Below are 4025 nucleotides of genomic sequence, written 5' to 3'. Positions count from 1 at the left end.
CGTCGGCGGCCGCCGCGTCAGCCGGCTCGTCGGAGTCCTCCGCCGGGAGCCCGGTGCGGGGGGCGTGGGCGGGCTCGCGGAAGCGGCCGGCGCCCTGATACAGGGACGGCCCGCCCAGCAGCGACGGGTCCAGTCCGGACATCGGGTGTCCCTCGCCCACGAAGCGGGTCTGGGCCAACAGCACCATGAGCGGGTGGGTGAACATGAACACCACGATCAGGTCGGCGATCGCGGTGAGGCCGAGGGTGAACGCGAAGCCGCGCACGTTGCCGACGGCCACGAAGTACAGCACGACGGCGGCCAGCAGGTTCACGGCCTTGGACGCGGTGATCGTCCGCCGGGCGCGCTTCCAGCCCTCGTGCACGGCGACGGGCACGGTGTGGCCCGCGCGCAGCTCGTCCTTGATGCGTTCGAAGTAGACGATGAACGAGTCCGCCGTCAGACCGATCGCCACGATGAGCCCGGCGATGCCCGCGAGGGACAGGCGGTAGTTGTCCGTCCAGCCCAGGATCGCGATGGTCAGCCACGTCAGCACGCCCGCCACGATGATCGAGGCGAAGGTCAGCAGGCCCAGGGCCCGATACTGGAAGAACTGGTACACGGCCACGAGGCCGAGGCCGATCAGGCCGGCGATCAGGCCCCAGAAGAGCTGGTCCCGGCCGAGCGTGGCGGAGATCTGCTGCTCGGACTCGATCGAGAAGGAGATCGGCAGGGAGCCGTAGTTGAGCTGCTCGGCCAACTGCGCCGTCGTCTGCTCGTTCAGGGTGGGGCCGCTGATCTGCGCGCTGCCGTTGGTGATGACCACGTTGGACTGCGGCGCGGAGATCACGTCCCCGTCCAGCAGGATCGCGAACTGCTTGCGCGGGTCGCCCTCGGGGTACGGGGTGAGCTTCTGGGTGACCTCCGTGAAGGCCTTGGTGCCCTCCTCGTCGAACTCGATGTTGACGACCCACTGGTTGGTGGAGACGCCGCCCTGGGCCTGGGCCATGCCGTTGGACGCGCCCTTGATCTGGGTGCCCGGGATGACCACGGGGCCCAGGATGTACTTCTGGGCCGGCGTGACGGCGCCGTCGGCGAGCTCCTCGGAGGGCTGGCAGGCGACGATCGCCCGGTCGGACGGCGGCGGGGGCGCGGCCGGGTCCCGCGGGGCGGTGCAGTCCGTGGCCTGGAACTCGGCCAGCAGGGCCGGGGTGACCCAGTTCGGGTCGTAGGCGTCCGCCGGCTCCCCGTCGGGCTTCGGCAGCTGGTCTTCTGGCAGGCGCTGGTCCTCGGGGGTGGCCTCCCCCGGGCCGGACTGCAGCACGGGGCGGAACTGCATGTCCGCGGACGCCTGGATCAGGCGGCGGGTCTCCTCGTCCGGGACCCCGGGCAGGGAGACGACCACGTTCTGGGAGCCCTGCGTGGCGACCTCCGCCTCGGCCACGCCGGAGCCGTCCACACGCTGGCGGATGATCTCCACGGCCTGGTCCAGCTGCTCGGGGGTGACGGACTCGCCCGTCGAGGTCTGGGGGGCCAGCACCATCTGCGTGCCGCCCTCGAGGTCGAGGGCGAGCTTGGGAGCCCAGGAGGCCGCGCCGGAGGCCACGCCCCCGCCGAGGATCGCGGCCAGGACCACGAGGAGGGCGGCCAGCCAGGCCAGGGTGCGCCCGGCGGAGCCGGTGGGTGTTCTCTTCGCCATTGCTCAGGTGCTTCCGTCACATTCGAGCGGCCCCGCCAGGCGGGGCCGCGTGTGCAGGGGTGGGTGGGCCTCAGGCCAGGTCGTCGCGGCGCGGACGCGGGTCGTCGGCGTCGTCGGCGCGGTACTCGGTGCCGGGGGCGTCATCCAGACGCGACGGGTCCGTGGTGGGCGCGGCGGCCGTCTCCGGCTCCACGACGGTGGTGACGCCCTGCAGGTGCACGTCCATGCGGGTGCCCGGGGCGGTCTCCAGCGTCACCCGCTGGCCCTCGGTGTCCACGGCCACGACGGTGCCGAAGATGCCGGCGCCCGTCATGACCTCGACGCCTGGGGCGAGGGTGCTGCGCATCTGCGCCTGCTGCTGCTGCATCTTCTTGCCCTTGCGGAAGGAGAGGAAGAGCATCACCGCGAGCAGGGCGAAGGCGATGAGCATGAGCAGGCTGCCGCCACCCCCCTGGGCCTGCTGGGCGATCACGGGCAGGGTCGCGGCGGTGGCGACGGGCATGGGGGACTCCTGATGCTCGGGGTGGGCGGGCCTGTCCAGTGTAGGGGCCCGCCCTGGGCGTCACGGCCCCGGCGTGGCCTCCGGAGCGGCGAGGCCCAGGTGCTCCCAGGCCCCCGGCAGCGCGACGCGGCCACGGGGGGTCCGCGCCACCATGCCCTCGCGGATGAGGAAGGGCTCGGCCACGGTCTCCACGGTCTCGGCCTCCTCCCCCACGGCGGTGGCCAGCGTGCTGAGCCCCACGGGCCCGCCGCCGAACGTGGTGCACAGGGCCGTGAGCACGGACCGGTCGAGCCGGTCCAGGCCGCGCCCGTCGACCTCGTACATGTCCAGGGCGGCGGCGGCGTCGTGCGCGCCGACCTCGGCCAGCCCCTTCACGAGCGCCCAGTCCCGCACGCGGCGCAGCAAGCGGTTGGCGATGCGCGGGGTGCCGCGCGAGCGCCGGGCGATCTGCCGGTACCCCTCCGTGGCCAGCCGCATGTCCAGCAGCAGGGCGGAGCGGCGCAGGACGCGCTCGAGCTCCACCTCGGTGTAGAAGTCCAGATGGCCCGTGAAGCCGAAGCGGTCGCGCAGCGGCCCCGGCAGGAGGCCGGCCCGCGTGGTGGCGCCGACGAGCGTGAAGGGCGGCAGCTCGAGCGGGATCGAGGTGGCGCCGGCGCCCTTGCCCACCACGATGTCCACCCGGAAGTCCTCCATGGCCATGTAGAGCATCTCCTCGGCCGGGCGGGACATCCGGTGGATCTCGTCGAGGAAGAGCACCTCGCCCTCGGTGAGCGAGGACAGGATGGCCGCGAGGTCGCCCGCATGCTGGATCGCGGGGCCGGAGGACAGCCGCAGGGGGGCGTTCATCTCCGCGGCCACGATCATCGCCAGCGTGGTCTTGCCGAGCCCGGGCGGACCGGAGAGCAGGACGTGGTCCGCGGCGCGGTCGCGCAGCCGGGCGGAGGCGAGCATGAGGTCCAGCTGCTCGCGCACGCGCATCTGGCCCACGAACTCGTCCAGGTGCTTGGGGCGCAGCGCGGCCTCGAGCCGACGCTCCTCCGGGTCGACGGCCGCCGCGGACAGCGGCGAGGACTCCGCGCTCATCGCCCGCCTCGCACAGAGCCGGCCATGCCGACGTCGCGCAGGGTGGCACGCAGCAGCGCGGCGACGTCGCGGCCCTCGTCCAGCTCCGGGCGGGCCGCCACGGTGGCCTCGACGGCCTTGAGCGCCTCCTTCTCGGACCAGCCCAGGCCGGCCATCGCCTGCACGACGTCGGCGTGCCAGAGCGCCTCGACGGTCGGCTCGGCGCTCGCCTCGGCCTCCGCCTCGGGCACCGGCTCCCCGGTGGGCGCGAGGCGGCCGGAGAGCTCGACGATGATCTTGCGCGCCATCTTCGGCCCGATGCCGGGCACGCGGGTGAGGGTCTTCTCGTCCTCCTCGGTGACCGCCCGGCGCACGGTCTCGGGGTGGTGGACGGAGAGGATCGCCAGGGCGAGGCGGGGACCCACGCCGTTGGCCGTGATGAGCACCTCGAACACCTCGCGCTCGTCGCGGTCCGCGAAGCCGTAGAGGGTCAGGGCGTCCTCCTTGACCACGAGGTGGGTCTGCACCGCCCCCGGCCGGCCCTCGTGCAGGGTGGCCAGCGTCTGCGGGGTGGCGGAGAACTGCACACCCAGGCCGCCGACGGCGATGACCGCCCGGTCGAGGGCCACGTGCTCGACGGTGCCGCTGAGCGAGGCGATCATGAGGGGCCCTCCTGTCGGGACGGACGGACGCCGGTCGGCGCGGATTCGAACATATCATCGAACGCCGGCCCGGCAGCGGCCTACCGGCGTCGCCCGCCGCCCGCCGAGCGCTCGGCGTCGA

General features: G+C 73.5%; 4 protein-coding genes. All 4 read right to left on the bottom strand.

The genetic code is table 11. From position 1 onward, the window contains the following. A partial coding sequence (secD, locus tag HMPREF3105_RS08450; protein WP_070709223.1) for a protein translocase subunit SecD occupies nucleotides 1-1678 on the bottom strand: 1678 nt, incomplete at its 3' end. A gap of 70 nt (nucleotides 1679-1748) precedes the next feature. Then, nucleotides 1749-2180, bottom strand: a complete 432-nt coding sequence (gene yajC, locus HMPREF3105_RS08445) for a preprotein translocase subunit YajC (RefSeq protein ID WP_036317946.1) — start codon at nucleotides 2178-2180, stop codon at nucleotides 1749-1751. 60 nt (nucleotides 2181-2240) lie between these two features. Further along, complete coding sequence (gene ruvB, locus HMPREF3105_RS08440) at nucleotides 2241-3263, bottom strand: Holliday junction branch migration DNA helicase RuvB (protein WP_036317944.1); 1023 nt, start codon at nucleotides 3261-3263, stop codon at nucleotides 2241-2243. After that, the gene (ruvA, locus tag HMPREF3105_RS08435) at nucleotides 3260-3904 is read right to left on the bottom strand and encodes a Holliday junction branch migration protein RuvA (RefSeq protein WP_036317942.1); all 645 of its coding nucleotides are present in this window, start codon (nucleotides 3902-3904) and stop codon (nucleotides 3260-3262) included. The genes ruvB and ruvA overlap by 4 nt, the downstream gene beginning before the upstream one ends. Nucleotides 3905-4025: the final 121 nt, after the last annotated feature.

Source organism: Micrococcus sp. HMSC31B01, from assembly GCF_001816085.1.
Taxonomy (GTDB): Bacteria; Actinomycetota; Actinomycetes; order Actinomycetales; family Micrococcaceae; genus Micrococcus; species Micrococcus luteus.
The sequence above is the reverse complement of the archived record's forward strand: the minus strand, read 5'-3'. Positions and strand labels throughout refer to the sequence as shown.